This window comes from Streptomyces sp. NPDC004266 (genome assembly GCF_042874095.1).
Classification (GTDB): domain Bacteria; phylum Actinomycetota; class Actinomycetes; order Streptomycetales; family Streptomycetaceae; genus Streptomyces.
In genome coordinates this window covers 120,947-140,739 of the sequence record NZ_JBIAMM010000001.1, presented here as the reverse complement: position 1 = coordinate 140,739, position 19,793 = coordinate 120,947, and the positions used below count along the sequence as shown (strand labels likewise).

Annotated in this window: 16 protein-coding genes; 9 read left to right on the top strand and 7 right to left on the bottom strand. The window is 71.6% G+C overall.

What is annotated here, in order from left to right; all coding sequences use genetic code 11:
• Positions 1-48 precede the first annotated feature (48 nt).
• The gene (locus ACFYUZ_RS00560; RefSeq protein WP_389305014.1) at positions 49-1,500 is read left to right on the top strand and encodes an amino acid permease; all 1,452 of its coding nucleotides are present in this window, start codon (positions 49-51) and stop codon (positions 1,498-1,500) included.
• An 81-nt stretch (positions 1,501-1,581) separates the two neighbouring features.
• Here ACFYUZ_RS00560 and ACFYUZ_RS00555 read toward each other — a convergent pair whose 3' ends face one another.
• Positions 1,582-2,175, bottom strand: coding sequence for a biotin transporter BioY (locus ACFYUZ_RS00555; RefSeq protein ID WP_389305013.1), 594 nt, complete (start codon positions 2,173-2,175; stop codon positions 1,582-1,584).
• A gap of 254 nt (positions 2,176-2,429) precedes the next feature.
• On the opposite strand from ACFYUZ_RS00555, the gene ACFYUZ_RS00550 reads away from it, so the two are divergent.
• The 3 genes from ACFYUZ_RS00550 to ACFYUZ_RS00540 all read left to right on the top strand — a co-directional run bounded on the left by ACFYUZ_RS00550 (position 2,430) and on the right by ACFYUZ_RS00540 (position 6,154).
• Positions 2,430-3,818, top strand: a complete 1,389-nt coding sequence (locus ACFYUZ_RS00550; RefSeq protein WP_389305011.1) for an amino acid permease — start codon at positions 2,430-2,432, stop codon at positions 3,816-3,818.
• A 116-nt stretch (positions 3,819-3,934) separates the two neighbouring features.
• Positions 3,935-5,347 carry an amino acid permease gene (locus tag ACFYUZ_RS00545; protein WP_389305010.1) on the top strand — a complete coding sequence of 471 codons (1,413 nt, stop codon included), beginning with the start codon at positions 3,935-3,937 and terminating at the stop codon, positions 5,345-5,347.
• A 162-nt stretch (positions 5,348-5,509) separates the two neighbouring features.
• Positions 5,510-6,154, top strand: coding sequence for a superoxide dismutase (locus tag ACFYUZ_RS00540; RefSeq protein ID WP_389305009.1), 645 nt, complete (start codon positions 5,510-5,512; stop codon positions 6,152-6,154).
• Between the two features lie 105 nt (positions 6,155-6,259).
• On the opposite strand, the gene ACFYUZ_RS00535 is transcribed toward ACFYUZ_RS00540, so the two are convergent.
• Positions 6,260-6,895, bottom strand: coding sequence for a DsbA family protein (locus ACFYUZ_RS00535; RefSeq protein ID WP_389305007.1), 636 nt, complete (start codon positions 6,893-6,895; stop codon positions 6,260-6,262).
• A gap of 148 nt (positions 6,896-7,043) precedes the next feature.
• Here ACFYUZ_RS00535 and pepN point away from each other — a divergent pair, with 148 nt between their 5' ends.
• Positions 7,044-9,593, top strand: coding sequence for an aminopeptidase N (pepN, locus tag ACFYUZ_RS00530; protein WP_389305005.1), 2,550 nt, complete (start codon positions 7,044-7,046; stop codon positions 9,591-9,593).
• Positions 9,594-9,738: 145 nt separating this feature from the next.
• Positions 9,739-10,749: a hypothetical protein gene (locus ACFYUZ_RS00525; protein WP_389305004.1), complete on the top strand. Its 1,011-nt coding sequence runs from the start codon at positions 9,739-9,741 to the stop codon at positions 10,747-10,749.
• Between the two features lie 3 nt (positions 10,750-10,752).
• On the opposite strand, the gene ACFYUZ_RS00520 is transcribed toward ACFYUZ_RS00525, so the two are convergent.
• From ACFYUZ_RS00520 to ACFYUZ_RS00500, 5 genes are all read right to left on the bottom strand, one after another.
• Positions 10,753-11,919, bottom strand: coding sequence for a serine hydrolase domain-containing protein (locus ACFYUZ_RS00520; RefSeq protein ID WP_389305002.1), 1,167 nt, complete (start codon positions 11,917-11,919; stop codon positions 10,753-10,755).
• Positions 11,920-12,041: 122 nt separating this feature from the next.
• Positions 12,042-12,509, bottom strand: a complete 468-nt coding sequence (locus ACFYUZ_RS00515; RefSeq protein ID WP_389305000.1) for an NUDIX hydrolase — start codon at positions 12,507-12,509, stop codon at positions 12,042-12,044.
• A gap of 9 nt (positions 12,510-12,518) precedes the next feature.
• Positions 12,519-13,022 carry an HPP family protein gene (locus ACFYUZ_RS00510; RefSeq protein WP_389304998.1) on the bottom strand — a complete coding sequence of 168 codons (504 nt, stop codon included), beginning with the start codon at positions 13,020-13,022 and terminating at the stop codon, positions 12,519-12,521.
• A 14-nt stretch (positions 13,023-13,036) separates the two neighbouring features.
• On the bottom strand, positions 13,037-13,891 hold the full coding sequence (locus ACFYUZ_RS00505) for a pyridoxamine 5'-phosphate oxidase family protein (protein WP_389304997.1): 855 nt from the start codon (positions 13,889-13,891) through the stop codon (positions 13,037-13,039).
• Between the two features lie 42 nt (positions 13,892-13,933).
• Positions 13,934-14,389, bottom strand: a complete 456-nt coding sequence (locus ACFYUZ_RS00500; RefSeq protein ID WP_389304995.1) for a VOC family protein — start codon at positions 14,387-14,389, stop codon at positions 13,934-13,936.
• A gap of 130 nt (positions 14,390-14,519) precedes the next feature.
• On the opposite strand from ACFYUZ_RS00500, the gene ACFYUZ_RS00495 reads away from it, so the two are divergent.
• The 3 genes from ACFYUZ_RS00495 (at position 14,520) to ACFYUZ_RS00485 (ending at position 19,764) form a co-directional block, all read left to right on the top strand.
• Entirely contained in the window at positions 14,520-15,062 is a 543-nt protein-coding gene (locus ACFYUZ_RS00495) for a CGNR zinc finger domain-containing protein (protein ID WP_389304993.1), read from the top strand.
• A gap of 194 nt (positions 15,063-15,256) precedes the next feature.
• On the top strand, positions 15,257-18,577 hold the full coding sequence (locus ACFYUZ_RS00490; RefSeq protein ID WP_389304992.1) for a S8 family serine peptidase: 3,321 nt from the start codon (positions 15,257-15,259) through the stop codon (positions 18,575-18,577).
• 170 nt (positions 18,578-18,747) lie between these two features.
• Positions 18,748-19,764, top strand: a complete 1,017-nt coding sequence (locus ACFYUZ_RS00485) for an aspartate-semialdehyde dehydrogenase (RefSeq protein WP_389304990.1) — start codon at positions 18,748-18,750, stop codon at positions 19,762-19,764.
• Positions 19,765-19,793: the final 29 nt, after the last annotated feature.

The window sequence follows — 19,793 nt, the reverse complement described above, 5'->3', positions numbered from 1 at the left end:
ATGCTCGGGCTCGCGACCCGAGCAGCCCCCACACACAAGGAAGCGTCGATGAACACGCAACCGACCCTGACGAAGGACGGCCAGGAGACCGGCACCACCGGTCCCGCGCAGTCCTCCGACGGCCTCAAGGCCGGGCTCAAGAACCGCCATCTGTCGATGATCGCGATCGGCGGCGTCATCGGCGCCGGCCTCTTCGTCGGCTCCGGCTCCGGCATCGCCGCCGCCGGCCCCGCGATCCTCCTCTCGTACGCACTCGTCGGCGCCATGGTCGTCTTCGTGATGCGGATGCTGGGAGAGATGGCCGCCGCCCGGCCCTCCTCCGGCTCCTTCTCCGCCTACGCGGACCAGGCCCTGGGCCGTTGGGCCGGTTTCAGCATCGGCTGGCTGTACTGGTTCTTCTGGGTCGTCGTGCTCGCCGTCGAGGCGACCGCGGGCGCCAAGATCCTGGAGAGCTGGGTCCCGGCCGTGCCGCAGTGGGGCTGGGCGCTCATCGTGATGGTGGTGCTGACCGCGACCAACCTGGGCTCCGTCGCCTCGTACGGCGAGTTCGAGTTCTGGTTCGCCGGCATCAAGGTCGTCGCCATCGCCGGCTTCGTCGTCATCGGTCTGCTCGCCGTCTTCGGCGTGCTGCCCGGCTCGGACAACCCGGGCGCCGGATTCGCGCACCTCACCGACAGCGGGGGCTTCTTCCCGATGGGCGCGGGCGCGGTCCTCACCGGTGTGCTGATGGTCGTCTTCTCGTTCATGGGCAGCGAGATCGTCACGCTCGCCGCCGGCGAGTCGGAGAACCCGCAGAAGGCCGTCACCAAGGCCACCAACAGCGTGATCTGGCGGATCGGCGTCTTCTACCTGGGCTCGATCTTCGTCGTCCTGACGCTGCTGCCGTGGAACGACAAGTCGATCGTCGACAAGGGCTCGTACGTCGCCGCCCTCGACTCCATCGGCATCCCGCACGCCGGCCAGATCATGAACGTGATCGTCCTGACGGCCGTCCTGTCCTGCCTCAACTCGGGCCTCTACACGGCCTCCCGCATGGCCTTCTCGCTCGGTCAGCGCGGTGACGCGCCCAAGGCCTTCGCGAAGACCAACAAGCGGGGCGTGCCGACGGCCGCGATCCTCGGCTCGGTCGTCTTCGGCTTCGTCGCGGTCTTCTTCAACTACAAGTGGCCCGACACCGTCTTCGCCTTCCTGCTGAACTCCTCCGGCGCGGTCGCGCTCTTCGTCTGGCTGGTCATCTGCGTGACCCAGCTGCGGATGCGCGGCATCATCCTGCGGGAGTCGCCGGAGAAGCTGATCGTGAGGATGTGGCTCTTCCCGTACCTGACCTGGGCGACCATCGCCATGATCGTCGGCGTCCTCGGCTACATGGTCGTCGACGGCGGCAGCAACCGTGAGCAGGTCGTGCTGTCCCTGCTCGTGGCCGCGCTCGTGATCGCGATCGCGCTGGTCCGCCAGCGGCTCGGCAAGAACACCGGCGCCGAGGAGCTGGAGCGCGTGTAGCCCCAGCAGCTCTCCCGGGCACACGGAAGGGCCCTGCCGCTCCCCCCGAGCGGCAGGGCCCTTCGCGTCCGCGGGCCGTGTTCAGCCCTTGCGGCCGACGAGCTTCCAGGCGGCCGGCAGGGCGCCCATGGCGAGCGCGGCCTTGAGGGCGTCGCCGACGAGGAACGGGGTCAGACCGGCGGCGACGGCCTGGCCGAGGGTCATGCCGGTGGCGAGGGCCAGGTACGGCACGCCGACCGCGTAGATGATCGCGGAGCCCAGCACCATGGCGCCGGCCGTGCGGAGCACGGAGCGGTCGGCGCCGCGGCGGGCGAGGGCGCCGACGACGGTCGCGGCGAGGAGCATGCCGAGGATGTAGCCGAAGGACGGCATGCCGTAGCCGGAGGTGGCCTGCGCGAACCACGGGACGCCCGCCATGCCCGCGACCGCGTACAGGGCGAGGGCGAGGAAGCCGCGGCGGGCGCCGAGCGCGGTGCCGACGAGCAGGGCGGCGAAGGTCTGGCCGGAGACCGGGACCGGGGAGCCGGGGACCGGGACCGAGATCTGCGCGGCGAGGCCGGTGAGGGCGGCGCCGCCGACGACCAGGGCGATGTCGCGGGCGCGGCTCGACGGGATGAGGTCGGCGAGGACGGTGCCCGCCCGGAGGGTGCGGGCGGGGGCGGCGGCGGTGCTCATCGGTACTCCGCGGGGGTGAGGGTGGGAGGGACAGGTTGACGGTATGCCAGGTGTGAGCGGCCGATCACCGTCAGCCGCCGACAAAGCGACGGTCGAGCGCTTCGTGGAGATCGAACAAAGCCCGCCGATCACACCTCGCGCCACGTGACGCTTGTCACTGGGTACTCCTCCTCGGAGGTCCCTTTTGCGCCAAGGGATGTCCACTGGAGAGACTGTGGGGTCTCCATAAACCGTCAGAGAGCACGAGCCCCCACATGCATGCCCCCCTCACTCCCGAACCGGAGCCCCTCTCCCACGGTCTGAAGCAGCGTCACCTGACGATGCTGGGGCTCGGCGGCGTGATCGGCGCCGGGCTCTTCGTCGGCTCGGGTGCCGGAATCGCCGTCGCCGGGCCCGGCATCGTGGTCTCGTACCTGATCGCCGGCGCGCTCGCGATGCTGGTCATGCGGATGCTCGGCGAGATGTCGGCGGCGATGCCCGCCTCGGGCGCGTTCTCGGTGCACGCGGAGCGGGCGCTCGGCCGCTGGGCGGGCTTCTCGGTGGGCTGGCTCTACTGGTTCCTGCTGGTCGTCGTCCTCGCCGTGGAGGCGACGGGCGCGGCGCGGATCGCGCACGGCTGGGTGCCGGGGGTGCCGCAGTGGGGCTGGGTGCTGGTCTTCATGGTCGTCTTCACCCTGGCCAACCTGGCGGCGGTGAAGAACTTCGGCGAGTTCGAGTTCTGGTTCGCGGCGCTCAAGGTCGGCGCCATCGTCCTCTTCCTGGTGCTCGGGGTGCTCGCGATCGTGGGCTGGCTGCCCGACACCGATCCGGTGGGGCTCACGAACCTGACCGGGCAGGGCGGGTTCCTGCCGAACGGCTGGTCGGGGGTGGTCTCCGGGGTCCTGGCGGTCGTCTTCGCCTTCGGCGGCCTGGAGGTCGTCACCATCGCGGCGGCCGAGTCCGACGACCCGGCGCGGAACGTGGCGCGGGCGGTGCGCAGCGCGGTCTGGCGGATCCTGCTCTTCTACGTGGGCTCGATGCTGGTCATCGTGACGCTGCTGCCGTGGACCTCGATGAAGCCGGGCGAGTCGCCGTACGTGGCGGTCCTGGACGCGATCGGGGTGCCGGCGGCGGGTCAGATCATGAACGTGGTGGTGTTCGTGGCGCTGCTCTCGGCGCTCAACGCGAACCTGTACGGCTCGTCCCGGATGGTGTTCTCGCTGGCGGAGCGCGGGGAGGCCCCCAAGGGGCTGCTCAAGGTCTCGGGCGACGGGGCGAGGGGCGGAGGGGTGCCGCGCCGGGCGGTGCTCGCGTCGGTGGCCTTCGGTTTCGTCTCCGTGCTGCTCAATCTGAAGTGGCCGGATTCCGTGTTCCTCTACATGCTGAACGCGGTCGGCGCGGTGCTGCTCTTCGTCTGGGCGCTCATCGCGGTCTCGGAGCTGCGGCTGCGGCGCCGGATCGAGCGGGAGGCGCCGGAGACGCTGAGCCTGCGGATGTGGGGCTTCCCGTGGCTGACGTGGGTGGCGCTCGCCGCGATGGGCGCGGTGGTCGTCCTGATGCTGTTCGACGACGGGGCGCGCCCGCAGGTGCTGTGGTCGGCGGGGGCGACCGGGGCCGTCCTGCTGGTGGCGTGGGTCCGGGAGTCGCGCACGAACGGGAACTGAATCTTCACCTTGTGTGAAGGTCGTGCCCGTATAGCGGACTCCGGTTCCCTCTGAGCGGCGCGCCCACCCACACTGTGGGCTTCCTCCCCGTCTCAGCTACTGAACAGGGTTCGCCCATGTCTCGGACCACCGCGCCCGCGCCGGCCGACCGCAAGGACGGCGCGACCGCACCTGCCGACGGCCTCTCGCACGGCCTCAAGCAGCGCCATCTCTCGATGATCGCCCTCGGCGGGGTCATCGGCGCCGGACTCTTCGTCGGCTCCGGCGCGGGCATCGCCGCCGCCGGGCCCTCGATCGTCATCGCCTACGCGATCTCGGGCGTGCTCGTCATGCTCGTCATGCGGATGCTCGGTGAGATGTCGGCCGCGAACCCGGCCTCCGGCTCCTTCTCCGTCCACGCCGAGCGCGCCTTCGGCTCCTGGGCGGGCTTCACCTCGGGCTGGGCCTTCTGGTTCCTGCTCTGCGTCGCCGTCGGCCTGGAGGGCATCGGCGCGGCGAAGATCATGACGGGCTGGTTCCCGGGCAGCCCCGAGTGGGCCTGGGTCGCGCTCTTCATGGTGGTCTTCTGCGTCACCAACCTGGCGGCCGTGAAGAACTTCGGCGAGTTCGAGTTCTGGTTCGCGGCGCTCAAGGTCGGCGCCATCGTCCTCTTCCTCGGCATCGGCGTCCTCGCCATCGTCGGCGTCCTGCCCGGCACGGACGCCCCCGGCACCGCGAACCTCAGCGGCGACGGCGGCTTCTTCCCGCACGGCTCCGAGGGCCTGATCGTGGGTCTGCTGGCCTCCGTCTTCGCGTACGGCGGACTGGAGACGGTCACCATCGCGGCGGCCGAGTCGGAGCACCCGGTGCAGGGCGTCGCCAAGGCCGTCCGTACGGCGATGTGGCGGATCGCGCTCTTCTACATCGGCTCCATGGCGGTCATCGTCACCCTCGTCCCCTGGGACGACGAGGCGGTCGTCGAGAAGGGCCCGTACGTCGCCGCCCTCGACCACCTGGGCATCCCGGCGGCCGGCCAGATCATGAACGTGGTCGTGCTCGTCGCCCTGCTCTCGGCGATGAACGCCAACATCTACGGCGCCTCCCGCATGGCCGGCTCGCTGGTCGCGCGCGGTCAGGGCCCGAAGGCGCTGGGCAGGCTGTACGGCGGGGTGCCCCGCCCGGCCGTGCTCGTCTCCTGCGTCGTCGGCTTCGGCTGCGTGCTGCTGAGCTACTGGTCGCCGGACAAGGCCTTCATCTGGCTGCTCAACACCATCGGCGCGATCATCCTGGTCGTCTGGTTCTTCATCGCCGCCTCCCAGCTGGTGCTGCGCCGCCGCACCGAGCGCGAGGCGCCCGAGAAGCTGGTCGTGCGGATGTGGGCCTTCCCGGTGCTGACGTGGGTGGCGCTGGCCGGCATGGCGGTGGTCTTCGTCCTGATGGCGCGCGAGGAGGGCACCCGCGTCCAGCTGTACTCGACGGGCGGCCTGACGCTGGCGCTCGCCGTCATCGGCTTCGTGCGGCAGAGGACGGCGTCGAGCCGCGCCTCCTGAGCTCCTCCCGCTTCCCCGGAACCCCCGGACCGCTCTCGGTCCGGGGGTTCTCCCGTCTCCGGACACGGGACCCAGGACGAAGGGCTGATCAACTTCTCCGACACCTGCTGATAGCCTGCACTTGCATAGAGGTTGCAATAAGCCGTCGAAGGGCTCGGGCACATGGCGATCTACACACTTCCGGAGCTGCCGTACGACTACGCGGCGCTGGAGCCGGTGATCAATCCGCAGATCATCGAGCTGCACCACGACAAGCACCACGCCGCGTACGTGAAGGGGGCGAACGACACCCTGGAGCAGCTGGAAGAGGCGCGCGACAAGGACCAGTGGGGTGCGGTCAACGGCCTGGAGAAGAACCTCGCGTTCCACCTCTCCGGGCACATCCTCCACTCCATCTACTGGAACAACATGAACAGCCCCAAGGACGGGGGCGGCGGCGAGCCGCTCGCCGCCGACGGCGTGGGCGAGCTCGCGGACGCGATCACCGAGTCCTTCGGCTCCTTCGCCAAGTTCAAGGCCCAGCTGACCAAGGCCTCCGCGACCACCCAGGGCTCCGGCTGGGGCGTCCTCGCGTACGAGCCGATCAGCGGCCGGCTCATCGTCGAGCAGGTCTACGACCACCAGGGCAACGTCGGCCAGGGCTCGGTCCCGATCCTGGTCTTCGACGCCTGGGAGCACGCCTTCTACCTGCAGTACAAGAACCAGAAGGTCGACTTCATCGAGGCCATGTGGCAGGTCGTCAACTGGCAGGACGTGAACAGGCGCTACCTGTCGGCGAAGGCCTCGGTGCCGCTGATCTCCTTCTGACCCCCGGCTCCCGCTCGTGATCGTCTTCTCCACCTTCACCGGGCGGGCGGAAAAGAGGACGGCCCCCGCGATGACGTGAATCGCGGGGGCCGTCTGCCGTGCGGACTACTCGAAGCTGGGCGCCGCCGTCCGCGTGCGCTTGATCTCGTAGAAGCCCGGCGTCGACGCCACGAGCAGCGTGCCGTCCCACAGCCGGGCCGCCGCCTCGCCGCGCGGGGTCGGGGTGACGACGGGGCCGAAGAAGGCGACCTCGTCGCCCGTGGGGCCCGGCACCGAGATGACGGGGGTGCCGACGTCCTGGCCGACCTTGTCGATGCCCTCCTTGTGGGAGGCGCGGAGCTCGGTGTCGTACGTGTCCTTGTCGGCGTAGTCCGCCAGGTCCTCGGGCAGGCCGACGTCCTTCAGGGCGCCGACGATCGCCTCGCGGGTCGGGCCCTCCTCGTTGTTGTGGAAGCGGGTGCCGAGCGCCGTGTAGAGCTTGCCGACGACCTCGTCGCCGTGCAGCTGCTGGGCGGCGATCACCACGCGGACCGGGCCCCAGGCCTGGGTCTCCAGCATCTCGCGGTACTCGGCGGGCACCTCGTCGAGCCGGTTCTCGTTGAGCACGGCCAGGCTCATGACCTTCCAGCGCACGTCGATCGGGCGGACCTGCTCCACCTCCAGCATCCAGCGGGAGGTCATCCAGGCCCACGGGCACAGCGGGTCGAAGTAGAAGTCGGCGGTGGTCCTGCTCTCGGACATGTCACTCCTCGGTGAGGCCTCGGAAAGAAGAAGGTGGTGCGCCGAAAGAAGGGAACCCGCGGACGCGCTGAGGCATTCCCCGGGTCCCGGGCGACAGTGGCACATGGGAGGATCGGTGCTGTTTCGAACGCGCCACGAAGGAGTGACCGTGCCCGGTGAGAATCTGTCCCGCGACGAGGCCCACGAGCGGGCCGCGCTGCTGTCCGTCGACGGGTACGAGGTCGACCTCGACCTGCGGTCGGCGGTCGGCGAGTCCGCCGAGGCGGTGCGCACCTTCCGCTCGCGGACGACGATCCGGTTCCGCCGCACCGGCGAGGGCACGAGCACGTTCGTCGACCTGATCGCCCCCTCGGTGAACGCGGTCACGCTCAACGGCCGCTCCCTCGACCCGGCGGTGGTCTTCGACGGCGCGCGGATCGCGCTCGACGGCCTCGCCGACGAGAACACGCTCGTGGTGGACGCGCAGTGCGCCTACAGCCGCACCGGCGAGGGCATGCACCGCTTCGTCGACCCGGAGGACGGCGAGGTCTACCTCTACACGCAGTACGAGCCGGCCGACGCCCGCCGGGTGTACGCCAACTTCGAGCAGCCCGACCTCAAGGCGCCGTACCGCTTCGCGGTGACCGCGCCGGAGGGCTGGACGGTCTGGTCGAACGGCGCGGGCGAGCAGGACGCCGAGGGCGTGTGGCGGTTCGCGGAGACGGCGCCGATCTCCACGTACATCACGTGCGTCGTGGCGGGCCCCTACCACTACGTGACCGACAGCTACACGCGCGGCGACCTGGAGATCCCGCTCGGCGCGATGTGCCGCAAGTCGCTCGCGAAGCACTTCGACGCCGACGACGTCTTCCTGATCACCAAGCAGGGCTTCGACTTCTTCCACGACAACTTCGACTACCCGTACCCCTTCGGGAAGTACGACCAGGCCTTCGTTCCCGAGTACAACCTCGGCGCGATGGAGAACCCGGGCATGGTGACCTTCCGCGAGGAGTACATCTACCGGGGCAAGGTCACCCAGGCCGCGTACGAGAGCCGGGCCAACGTCATCCTGCACGAGATGGCGCACATGTGGTTCGGCGACCTGGTCACCATGGTGTGGTGGGACGACCTGTGGCTGAAGGAGTCCTTCGCGGACTTCATGGGCTCCTTCGTGAACGCCGAGGCGACCCGCTTCACCAACAGCTGGGTGACCTTCGCCAACAACCGCAAGTCCTGGGCGTACCGCGCCGACCAGCTGCCGTCCACGCACCCGATCACGGCCGACATCCGTGACCTGGAGGACGCCAAGCTCAACTTCGACGGCATCACGTACGCCAAGGGCGCCTCGGTGCTCAAGCAGCTCGTCGCGTACGCCGGGCGGGACGCGTTCCTGGAGGGCGCGCGCCGCTACTTCAAGCGCCACGCCTACGGCAACACGCGTCTGGCGGACCTCCTGTCGATCCTGGAGGAGACCTCCGGGCGGGACATGAGGGCCTGGGCGAAGTCCTGGCTCCAGACCTCCGGCGTCAACAGCCTGACCCCGGCCGTCACCTACGACGCGGAGGGCCGGATCACCGAGCTCGCCGTCGTCCAGGAGGGCGACGAGCTGCGTCCGCACCGCGCCGCCGTCGGCCTCTACCGGCTCTCCGGCGGGGAGCTCGTGCGGTACGCCCGGGCCGAGGCCGACATCACCGGCGACCGGACCGTCGTCGCCGAGCTCGCGGGCGAGGAGAGGCCCGACCTGGTGCTCGTCAACGACGACGACCTGACCTACTGCAAGATCCGCTTCGACGAGGGCTCGCTCGCGACCCTCCGGGCGCACCTCGGCGACATCACCGACCCCCTGGCCCGCGCCCTGTGCTGGTCGGCGCTGTGGAACCTGACCCGCGACGGGCTCATGCCCGCCCGGGACTTCGTCTCCGTCGCGCTCGCCTTCGCGGGCCGCGAGACCGACATCGGCGTCCTGCAGATGGTGCACGGCTGGACGAAGTCGGCCGTCACCCTCTACGCGGCGCCGGAGTGGCGCGAGGAGGGCGGGCGGCTGCTCGCCGAGGGCGGGCTGCGCGAGCTGCGGGCGGCCGAGCCGGGCAGCGAGCACCAGCTGACCTGGGCGCGGTTCTTCGCGGCGACCGCCTCCGCCGACGCCGACTTCCAGCTCCTGGAGGGGCTGCTCGGCGGCACGGCGAAGATCGACGGCCTCGACGTCGACCAGGAGCTGCGCTGGGCGCTGCTCTCCCCGCTGGCCGTCCACGGCCGCGCGGACGAGGCCCGGATCGGCGAGGAGCTGGCCCGGGACGACACGGCCACGGGCAAGCGCCACCAGACGCGGCTGCTCGCCTCGCGGCCCTCGGCGGCGGTCAAGGCGCAGGCCTGGGCGCAGGTCGTCGAGTCGGACGCCCTGTCGAACGCGCTGGTCGAGGCGACCATCGCGGGCTTCGTCCAGCCCTCGCAGCGCGAACTGATCGCGCCGTACGCGGAGAAGTACTTCGCGGCGATCGAGCGGCTGTGGGAGGAGCGGTCGATCCAGATCGGCATCGACGTGGTCCGGGGCCTGTTCCCGGGGCTCCAGGACGACGAGACGACGCTCGCCGCGACGGACGCGTGGCTGTCGGAGCACGAGTCGGCCCCGGCGGCGCTGCGCCGCCTCGTCCTGGAGGCGCGGGACGACCTGGCGCGGGCGCTGCGGGCGCAGGCGTGTGACGGCCGCGCGGCGGTCTAGCCGGTACGGCGATGGGGGCGGCGCCCGTGCGGGTGCCGCCCCCATCGGCACTCGAACGTGCGTACTTTAGGGCGAGGTTGTCCCGGAATGTCGACGAACGTGTAACAGGGGTTAGGGGAGCCTTCGGAAGCGGAAGACCCCCGGCATGAACCACAACACCCCCATCACCCCCCGCCCCCTCCCCCTCTCCTCCCGCACCGGTGGTGCGCAACGCCTCGCGTCCGCAGACCAGTTGAGGGCACAGGGCATCCCCGCCGCCGAGGTCGCCGCGCACTGTCGGCCCGGCGGCTGGCAGCAGCTGCTCCCCGGCGTCTTCCTGCTCCAGCCCGGGCCGCCCACCAGCGAGGACCGGCTGAAGGCCGCGCTGCTCTACGCCCGCAGGACCGGGGCCGTGCCCCCGCAGGCGCAGGGGCCCGACGCGATGATCACCGGACTCGCCGCGCTGGCCCTGCACCGCTTCTCCTCCGCTCCCCCGCTCACCGCCCTGGACCGGATCGACGTCCTGGTCCCGCGCACCCGGCGGCTGCGCTCGACCGGCTGGGTGCGGGTGGTGCGCGCCCCCGAGTCGCCGGAGCCGGTGGAGCTCACGGGCCTCCCCGTCGCCCCGGTCGCCCGCGCCGTCGCCGACGCGGTCTCGGGCCTCGCGGACGCGGAGGCGGTACGCCGGCTGCTCACCGAGGCCGTCCGCGGCGGCCACTGCGAACCGGGCGTGGTGGTAAGGGAGTTGAGCCGGGCCCGGCTGCTCTCCCGGCCGCACGTGGTGGACGCGGTGGACTCGCTGCTCGCCGAGGGGCGCTCGCTCTCCGAGCAGCGGCTCTACGAGATGGTGCGCGAGTTCGCGCTGCCGGACCCGCTGTGGAACGTGGACCTGCGGCTGCCGGGCGGCCCGCACCTGGGCGGGGTGGACGCCTACTGGCCGGACCAGGCGGTCGCCGTGGAGCTGGACACCCGGGCGCCGCGGCAGGACGACGACGAGCTGTGGACCGAGTACACCCGCAAGCGGGAGCACCTGGAGCGGCTCGGCATCACGGTCGTCCACCTCACCCCGCGCAAGCTGCGCGAGGCGATGGACCAGCAGGCCACCGTGGTCCGCACGGCCCTGATGGCCGCGGCGGACCGGCAGCCCGCGGCGTACGTCGTCGTCCTGCCCCGGTGAGCGCTACTCCTTCGGGGCGGTGCCGGTCGTGGCGGTCGTCCCGCAGAACTCGGCCTCGATGACCTTCTGGCTGTCGCCCGCCCAGTCGGCGTTGAAGTTGCCTGCGAGCGAGTGTTCGCCGTCGCGGGTCACCTGGGCGAGGGACGACGAGCCGTGGATGCCGCCGCCGTGGCCCCAGACCTCCACCCCGCAGCTCAGCCTGTCCTTCATCAGACCGAGGCCGTAGCCCACGTTCGGGTACTCGGGGGAGATCGGGACCGTGGTGGTCATCTCCTTCAGGCCGTCCTTCGTGAGGAGCCGGCCCTTGAGCAGGGCCCGGTAGAAGGTCTGCAGGTCGCGGGAGTCGGAGATCATCTCGCCCGCCGCGCCCGCGATGCTCGGGTTGAGGTCGGAGACGTCGTGCACGGGGGCGTTCACGTCCCGGGAGAGCTTGGAGTACGCCGGGCTGCTGGGCTCCGGCATGGCCGAGCGGGTCCCGGGGACGGTGGTGGCGCGGAGCTTGAGCGGCTTGATGATCCGGTTCTCGACGGCCTTGCCGTACGGGCGGCCGGTGACCTTCTCGATCACCATGCCGGCGAGGACGAAGTTGGTGTTGGAGTAGTTCCAGGAGGCGCCGGGGACGAAGTCGGGCCTGTGGGCCATGGCGACGGAGACGAGCTGTCGCGGGGTCCAGGTGTCGTAGCGGTGCCGCAGGAAGCCGGGGCCGAAGACCTTCTCCTGGAAGGCGGGGTCCTCGGTGTAGCTGTAGATGCCGCTGGTGTGGTTGAGGAGCTGGCGGACGGTGATCTTCCGGCCGTCGTGGCCGTTGCCCCGGACGACGCCGGGGAGCCACTTCTCGACCGGGTCGTCGAGGTCGATGCGGCCCTCCGCCTGGAGCTGGAGGAGGACGGTGGCGGTGAACGTCTTGGTGATGGAGCCGACCCGGTAGCGGTCGTGGCCCTTGCGCTCACCGGCGGTGCCGGTCCAGTGGTCGCGTCCGTCGCGGGCCTGGGCGACGGCGCCGGGCACGCCGTCGGCGACGGCCGCGTCCAGGGCCTGCTGGGTGGCCGCGTGGCGCGTCTTCGCGGGGGCCGCCGTGGCCGCGAGGGCGGGGGTGGCGAGGACGGTGGCCGTGAGGCCCGCGACGAGGGTGGTGGCGAGGACGGTGCGGGCGGTGCGTGCGGCTGACATGCGGGCTCCCCTGGCGTACGGACGTGAACGTGATCGGTCACGGGAGGGGACCTCGGGAGCCCGGGGACGGGTTGAGAGCGATCTTGGTGGTTGAGCCGTTTTCGGCCGTTGCGAGAGGGGGGTCAGCCGTTCGCCGGATCGGTGAGGCGGGAGCGGCCGACGGGGGGCCTCTCGCGCCACAGGTCGAGGCCGATGTCGACGAGTTCGACACGGGTGAGGGAGGGCACGGAGCCGAGCGGGTGCCAGGCGGCGAGGTCGGTGGAGCCGCCGGTCTCGTTGCGCAGGGCACCTCCGGTGACCTGGGCCTCGTAGATGATCCGCAGTCCCTGCCAGTCGCCGGGCCCGCCGAGCCGGCGGAGCCATGAGCGCCGGATGGAGTCGATGCCGAGGAGCGCGGTCGGCTCGGTCAGGTAGCCGGTCTCCTCCTCGACCTCGCGGACGACGGTGCGGACGGGATCCTCGCCGTGGTCCATGCCGCCGCCCGGCAGGGTCCACCGCTTGACGCCGTCCCTCGCGACCCAGCGGGCGAGGAGGATCTCGTCGCCCCGGACGCACACGGCGTAGGCCGCCACCCTCAACTCCTGCTGCATGGACCGAGATTAGAGCCAGTACGCGGGATACGTCCGCCCCGTGACACGGGCGGCCGCGAGTCCGACGGCGACCAGGAGGAGGGAGGCGAGGGCGAGAAGGCCGAGAAACGACCAGAAGGCCGGTGCCTGGAGGGCGACGATCACGGCCGTGGCCGCGGCGGGCGAGTGCGGGGTGCGGGCGAGCTGCATCACGCCGAGCGCGAGGCCGCCCGCGACGGCGGCGCTCCACGGGCCCGGCCCGGCCAGGGCGAGGACCGCGAAGCCCGTGAGGGCGGAGAGCAGCTGACCGCCGACGACCGAGCGCGGCTGGGAGAGCGGCAGGTCGGGGGCGCCCGCCACGAGCGCCATGCTGGCGGCGAGGGGCGGGATGAGCAGGGGCTGGCGGAGGACCGTGCCGACCGCGACGAGGAGGAGGAGCGCGGTGACGGCGGCGGCCGTGGAGGCGAGCACGATCGCGGGGCGGGGGCGGGGCGGGGCGGCGGGGCGGGCCGGGGCGGGGGTGAGGGTCGTCAACGGGTTCTCCGGATCTACGGGTTGGCCGGGGAGTACTCCGGGGGCGACCAGCGCAGGGGGCTGCCGGCCGGGAGCTCGACCGTGCGGTCGACGCGGAAGCGGGTCACACGGCCCTCGGGGCCGTACTCGGTGTGCGCGAGGCCGGTGAGCCGGAGCGTCCGCCCCGTCTCCCAGTCCAGGAAGAGCAGCCCCGCGCGGCCGTCCGACTCCAGGTTGCCGAGGGTCAGGAACATCGCGTTGCCCGGGTAGTCGCGCCAGCTGAGCTCCCGGGGCGAGTCGACCCGCACGAAGCCGGGGTTGCCGCCGCGGTGGCTGACGTCGAGGCCGTCCGGGGCGGCGGTCGCGATGAAGAAGGTGTCGGCGGCCCTGATCCCGCGCGCCTGGTCGGGGGTGAGCTCCTCGCCGTGCCGCGCGGCGCCCGCCTCGGGACCGGCGGGCTCGGAGCCGTACCACTCGCGCTTCTGGAGGTACTTCGGGCAGTTGGAGAAGACCTGTTCGGCCTCGATCGTGAAGCCGCGCGGGCTGGTCCTCGCGGTGCCGTTGAGGCGCATGCGGCGGCGGGTGCGGGGGTCGAGGGCGAGGGTGCCGACGGGGGCTCCGTCGGGCGTGCCCTCGGGGAGCGCCGCGGCCACGGAGACCGTGTGGGGACCGGTGGCCCGGACGAAGCCGGGCGCGCCGGTGAGCAGGCGGGCCCAGACGCGGCCCTCGGCGTCCGCCGCGCCGAGCATCAGCATCGGCTGGGCTTCGAGGAAGGCGGCGGCGACGGGGCGGATGCCGTTCCCTATGGAGCGGCCCACATGTGCGGCGAGGTCCTGGACGCCCTCGCGCGCCTGTACGGCCAGGGAGCCGGGGTGGTAGGCGGTGTTCACGGGGGCCTCCGGGTGGTGGGGGTCGGGGTGCTGGGTGCGCGACTAGAAGAAGCCGCAGGTCGGGGCCGTTTCGCTGGGGGCTTCGGCGCCCTCCGCCCCCTTCGGGACCGAGATCTCCAGGCGGGTGCCGTCGGGGTCGTGGAAGAAGATGCCGCCGGAGGCCGCGCCCTCGCGGTGGGCGACGACGCCCTCGTACGCGAAGGAGGCGCCGCGCGCGGTGAGCGCGGCCTCGGCGGCGCGGACGTGCTCGATGGACTCGGCCTCGAAGGCGAGGTGGTGGAGGCCGGGCCGGCCCGGGTCGTAGGCGCCGTCGGCCTGCTGCCAGAGGGTGAGGACCAGGCGGCCGTCCTGACCGAGGAAGGCGTAGCGGCTGTCCTTCTCCTCGCCCTCGCCGAGGAGCTCGAAGCCGAGGACGTCGCCGTAGAAGGCGAGCGAGCGTCCGAGGTCGGTGACGTTGAGGCCGACGTGGTGGGTGGCGAGTGTGCCGATCGTGGACATGAGGGTTCCCTCTCCGGTGCGGCCGCCCCCTCGGGCTAACCTCTCACTTCGACTTTAGGGGTTAGACAGGGAGAGAGTCAACCGCTCACGTACCCTTGAGGGGTTAGCCCCATCGAGGAGGGTGTCCGCCATGACCGCCATCGACCCCCGGCCGCTCACCGGCGAGCCCGTCTCCCTCGACCTGCTCAACACCCGCTGGAACGAGGAAGGCGTCCGCCGGGACCTGCTGTCGGAGACCGAGGGCCTCGCCGTCTGGCTCGCGGCCAACGGCCTGGCCGAGCGGTTCGCCGCCGACGCGACCACCCTGCGGCACACCCTCGCCGCCCGGGACGCGCTCGCCGCGCTCGTCGACCGCCCGGGCGACCCCGCCGCCACCGCGCGGGTCGACGCCGTCCTCGACCACGGCCGCATCCGGGCCACGCTCACCGCCGAGGGCCCCGGCGAGGAGGCGGAGTTCGCGGACCCCGCCTGGGGGCCCGGCTGGACCGCCGCCCGCGACTACCTCGACCTGCTGCGCACGGCGCCCGACCGGATCCGGGCCTGCGCCCACGAGGCCTGCGTCCTGCACTTCTTCGACACCTCGCGGAACGGCACCCGCCGCTGGTGCTCGATGGCGGTCTGCGGCAACCGCGCCAAGGCCTCCCGCCACTACGCCCGGACCAAGGAGGGCTGACCGCCGCGCCGAGGCGACTCGCCCCCGTACGGGCGAGTTCGTCCCGCGTGGCGCGTCCACGGCGCTGGCGGGTTTGTGCCGCGGCGGCAATCCGGCGCGGGGCAACTCTCCCCAAAACCCTGTCTCTTGCGAAAGGCTGAGCGGTCATCCGGTATCGGAATCCGGACGCCCTCCTTTCACCAACAGGGATGTAAATGACCACCCCCGAAACCCAGAGCTCCATACCCGGAAGCTCGACGCACGGGCCCAGACGCGTGGCCCGCATCGCGGCCGCCGCCGGACTCGTCGCCGCGCTCGTCGCGACCGGCGCCGCGCCCGTGCTCGCCGCCGAAGACCCGGCCACCACTCCCCCGGTCAAGTCCTCGGACCCCGCCGACAAGCTCGGCGCCATCGACGCCCAGCGGCTCACCGAGGCCCAGGCGAGCGGCGAGAAGAACGTCACCGTCCTCGTCGCCACCGTCCCCGGCGCCACCGAGCAGGTCGCCGCCCAGCTCGACGCCGTCTCCGGCGCCTCGGTCGGCAAGCAGCAGGACGCGCTCGGCTACGTCCGCGCGACCCTGCCGACCGCCAAGGCCGCGGCCGCCATCAAGGCCGCCACCCAGCTGTCCTCCGTCCAGTCCGTCGACCTCCAGGCCGAGATCGCGCTGGACGACCCGACGCCGGACGCGGGTGCCGCGACGGGTGCCGTCTCCGGCACCACCGTCACCACGACGTACCCCGCCCCGGGCAAGGACACCCCGGCGAAGAACCCGTACAACCCCTCGTACGAGACGGGCGCGGTCGACTTCGTCAAGGAGCACCCCAGGGCCGACGGCCGCGGCGTGACCATCGGCATCCTGGACTCCGGCGTCGACCTCGGCCACCCGGCCCTGCAGACGACCACCACCGGCGAGCGCAAGATCGTCGACTGGGTGACCGCCACCGACCCTCTGACCGAGGGCGACGCCACCTGGCGCGCCCAGGTCACCCCGGTCACCGGCCCGGTCTTCACCGCCGCCACGCAGAGCTGGACGGCCCCGGCGGGCTCCTACCAGTTCAGCCGCTTCTCCGAGGCGGCCACCGCGGGCGGCGACCCGAAGGGCGACATCAACCGGGACGGCGACACCACCGACGTCTTCGGCATGCTGTACGACCCGGCCGCCGGAACCGTCCGCGTGGACACCGACCAGAACAACGACTTCACGGACAACGCGCCGATGAAGCCGTACAAGGACGGGTACCAGATCGGATACTTCGGTACCGACAACCCGGCCACCGAGGTCGCCGAGCGCACCCCGTTCGTCGTCGAGATCCGCAAGGACGTCCCGATGGACCCGCTGGGCGGGACCTGGGTCGGCCAGAAGCGCGACTTCGTCAACATCGGTCTCGTCGAGTCCTCGCACGGCACCCACGTCGCCGGCATCACCGCCGCCCACAGCCTCTTCGGCGGGAAGATGAACGGCGCCGCGCCCGGCGCGAAGATCGTCTCCTCGCGCGCGTGCACCTGGTCCGGCGGCTGCACCAACACCGCCCTCACCGAGGGCATGACGGACCTCGTCGTCAACCGCGGCGTCGACATCGTCAACATGTCGATCGGCGGCCTGCCGCAGCAGAACGACGGCGACAACGTCCGCTCGCGCCTCTACACCCGCCTGATCGACCAGTACGGCGTCCAGCTGGTCATCTCGGCCGGCAACGAGGGCCCCGGCATCAACACGATCGGCGACCCCGGCCTGGCCGACAAGGTCCTCTCGGTCGGCGCGGCCGTCTCCCAGACGACCTGGGCCGCCAACTACGGCTCGGCCGTCGAGAAGAAGTACGCCATGTTCCCCTTCTCCTCGCGCGGCCCGCGTGAGGACGGCGGCTTCACCCCGACCATCACCGCCCCCGGCTCGGCCGTGAACACCATCCCGACCTGGCAGCCGGGCGCCGGCGTCGCCGAGTCGGGCTACACCCTGCCCGCCGGCTACGGCATGCTCAACGGCACCTCGATGTCCTCGCCGCAGGCGGCGGGCGCGAGCGCGCTGCTGATCTCCGCCGCGAAGCAGAAGGGCATCGCGCTCTCCCCGCTCACCCTGCGGACCGCGCTGACCTCCACCGCGAAGCGCATCCCCGGTGTCGCCGCGCACGAGCAGGGCTCGGGCCTCATCGACATCGGCGAGGCCTGGGAGTCGATCAAGGACGGCGCCACCGCCCACGACTACAAGGTCCAGGCCCCGGTCGACACCGTGATCTTCCCGGCCCCGCACACCGGCACCGGTGTGTACGACCGCGAGGGCGGCCTCAAGGTCGGCCAGAAGAAGGTCTACGACGTCACGATCACCCGTACCAGCGGCCCGAACCGGCCGGTCTGGCACGAGCTGAGCCTGAAGTACAACGACGGCACCTTCCGCATCCTCGGCGACGACCTCGTCGCGCTGCCGCTGAACAAGCCGGTCACCGTCAAGCTCCAGGCCCGCCCGACCACCGCGGGCGCGCACAGCGTCATCCTGGAGGCCGACGACTTCTTCACCGAGGGCGTCGACAAGCAGATCCTCGCCACCACGGTCGTCGCGAACGACCTGGTCGCCCCGGGCTACGGCTTCTCCGCCACCGGCTCGGTGCAGCGCAACAGCAGCAAGTCCTACTTCGTCACCGTGCCCGAGGGCGCCAAGACGCTGGAGGTCGCGCTGGGCGGTCTGAAGGAGAAGAGCCAGACCCGGTTCATCTCGATCCACCCGGTCGGCGTGGGCATCGAGGACAGCGCCACCACGCAGTGCTACCCGCACTACAACCCGGCCAACACCTGCCGCCCGGACCTGCGGTCCTACCAGGACCCGACGCCGGGCGTCTGGGAGATCGAGGTCGAGTCCCGCCGCACGTCGCCGGACCTGGACAACCCGTACACACTGAACGTCACCGCCCTCGGCGTCGACTTCGACCCGGCCGTGCAGACGGTCGCCGAGGCGAAGATCGGCACCCCGGCCGCGGTCCAGTGGACGGTCACCAACCGCTTCGCGGGCATCGCGGGCACGCTCAAGGGCGGCTCGCTCGGCTCGCAGAAGAGCGAGACGCCGACCATCCAGCACCACGAGAAGCACACGAAGACCGTCACCATCGGTGAGGGCGTGGAGCGGCTCGACATCGCCATCGGCAACACGTCCGACAAGGCCGCCGACCTCGACCTCACGGTCACGCTGAACGGCAAGACCGTCGGCCAGTCGGCGGACGGCGACTCGGAGGAGTCCGTCTCCCTCCTGAAGCCGGCCGCGGGCACGTACACCGTCGTCATCGACGGTTACTCGGTCCAGGCCGCGGGCGGCACCACGTACGACTACAAGGACGTGTACTACTCGTCCGCGCTCGGCACCGTGAAGGTCGACGAGTCGAAGCCGGTCACCCTGGCCAACGGCGCCACCGCCCCGGTGGCGGCCGAGGTCGTCGTCGCCGGCGCGGCCCCCGAGGGACGCCAGTTCTTCGGCGAGGTCCAGCTGCTCAACGCGCGCGGCACCGTCGCGGGCACCGGCAGCGTCCTGATCGGCGCGGTCACCCCGTAACAGCGCCGGAGCGAGGGGCGGGCACCGGAACCGGTGCCCGCCCCTTCCGCGTCCGGAAGATCGTCGTCCACGACGCGTCCCGCCCCTTGGACAATGGATTGGACAAGGCGGGCGGGGACATACGCATCATGGACCGGCAGCACCCTGCACACGCGTACGGAGGAGTCCCCGTGAAGGTCGGAATCGTCGGAGCCACCGGTCAGGTCGGCACAGTCATGCGGAAGATCCTGGCCGAGCGGAACTTCCCGGTCGACGAGCTGCGGCTCTTCGCGTCCGCCCGCTCCGCCGGCACGGTCGTCGACGGCATCACGGTCGAGGACGCCTCCACCGCCGACTACACCGGCCTGGACATCGTGCTCTTCTCCGCCGGCGGCGCCACCTCCAAGGCCCTCGCCGAGAAGGTCGCCTCGCAGGGCGCCGTCGTGATCGACAACTCCTCCGCCTGGCGCCGCGACCCCGAGGTGCCCCTGGTGGTCTCCGAGGTCAACCCGCACGCGATCAAGGACCGCCCCAAGGGCATCATCGCCAACCCGAACTGCACCACGATGGCCGCCATGCCGGTCCTCAAGCCGCTCCACCAGGAGGCCGGCCTCACCGCGCTCGTCGCCACCACCTACCAGGCCGTCTCCGGCTCGGGCGTGGCCGGTGTCGCGGAGCTGGACGGGCAGGTCAAGGCCGTCGCCGAGCGCGCCACCGAGCTGACCCACGACGGCGAGGCCGTGGAGTACCCGGAACCCGGCGTCTACAAGCGCCCGATCGCCTTCAACGTGCTCCCGCTCGCCGGCTCGATCGTCGACGACGGCTCCTTCGAGACCGACGAGGAGCAGAAGCTCCGCAACGAGTCCCGCAAGATCCTGGAGATCCCGGAGCTCAAGGTCTCGGGCACCTGTGTCCGCGTCCCGGTCTTCTCCGGTCACTCCCTCCAGGTGAACGCGCGCTTCGAGCGTCCGATCAGCGTCGAGCGCGCCTACGAGCTGCTCGAGGACGCCGAGGGCGTCGAGCTCTCCGAGATCCCCACCCCGCTCCAGGCGGCCGGCAAGGACGCCTCCTACGTGGGCCGCATCCGCGTGGACGAGACCGTCGAGAACGGCCTGGCGCTCTTCCTCTCCAACGACAACCTGCGCAAGGGCGCGGCGCTGAACGCCGTGCAGATCGCGGAGCTCGTCGCGGCCGAGCTCAAGGGCTGACACCGGTCGGCCCCCGACCGGAGGGGCGG

Coding starts and splice junctions, on each gene's coding strand:
- ACFYUZ_RS00560 (WP_389305014.1), top strand. CDS start 49: ATGAACACGCAACCGACCCTGACGAAGGACGGCCAGGAGACCGGCACC.
- ACFYUZ_RS00555 (WP_389305013.1), bottom strand. CDS start 2,175: ATGAGCACCGCCGCCGCCCCCGCCCGCACCCTCCGGGCGGGCACCGTC.
- ACFYUZ_RS00550 (WP_389305011.1), top strand. CDS start 2,430: ATGCATGCCCCCCTCACTCCCGAACCGGAGCCCCTCTCCCACGGTCTG.
- ACFYUZ_RS00545 (WP_389305010.1), top strand. CDS start 3,935: ATGTCTCGGACCACCGCGCCCGCGCCGGCCGACCGCAAGGACGGCGCG.
- ACFYUZ_RS00540 (WP_389305009.1), top strand. CDS start 5,510: ATGGCGATCTACACACTTCCGGAGCTGCCGTACGACTACGCGGCGCTG.
- ACFYUZ_RS00535 (WP_389305007.1), bottom strand. CDS start 6,895: ATGTCCGAGAGCAGGACCACCGCCGACTTCTACTTCGACCCGCTGTGC.
- ACFYUZ_RS00525 (WP_389305004.1), top strand. CDS start 9,739: ATGAACCACAACACCCCCATCACCCCCCGCCCCCTCCCCCTCTCCTCC.
- ACFYUZ_RS00520 (WP_389305002.1), bottom strand. CDS start 11,919: ATGTCAGCCGCACGCACCGCCCGCACCGTCCTCGCCACCACCCTCGTC.
- ACFYUZ_RS00515 (WP_389305000.1), bottom strand. CDS start 12,509: ATGCAGCAGGAGTTGAGGGTGGCGGCCTACGCCGTGTGCGTCCGGGGC.
- ACFYUZ_RS00500 (WP_389304995.1), bottom strand. CDS start 14,389: ATGTCCACGATCGGCACACTCGCCACCCACCACGTCGGCCTCAACGTC.
- ACFYUZ_RS00495 (WP_389304993.1), top strand. CDS start 14,520: ATGACCGCCATCGACCCCCGGCCGCTCACCGGCGAGCCCGTCTCCCTC.
- ACFYUZ_RS00490 (WP_389304992.1), top strand. CDS start 15,257: ATGACCACCCCCGAAACCCAGAGCTCCATACCCGGAAGCTCGACGCAC.